General features: G+C 68.2%; 1 protein-coding gene. It reads right to left on the bottom strand.

Features of this window, described 5'->3' with window-relative positions:
• Nucleotides 1-201: adenosylhomocysteinase (locus IO30_RS41215; RefSeq protein WP_037895640.1), on the bottom strand; the 201-nt coding region annotated here is incomplete at both ends.

Here is a 201-nt window from a genome sequence, read left to right as displayed (position 1 = left end):
GCCTGCTCCTTGCGCAGGGTGGTGAGGCGGACGCCCAGGGCGTCGAGGTGGAGGCGCGCGACCTTCTCGTCGAGGTGCTTGGGGAGCACGTAGACGCCGATGGGGTACTCGGCCTGCTTCGTGAAGAGCTCGATCTGGGCCAGGGTCTGGTCCGCGAAGGAGTTCGACATGACGAACGACGGGTGGCCGGTGGCGTTGCCC

Origin of the sequence: Streptomyces xanthophaeus (assembly GCF_000725805.1) — a bacterium.
In the GTDB taxonomy this organism is placed as follows: Bacteria; Actinomycetota; Actinomycetes; order Streptomycetales; family Streptomycetaceae; genus Streptomyces; species Streptomyces xanthophaeus.
This window is presented reverse-complemented; position numbering and strand designations above follow the sequence as displayed.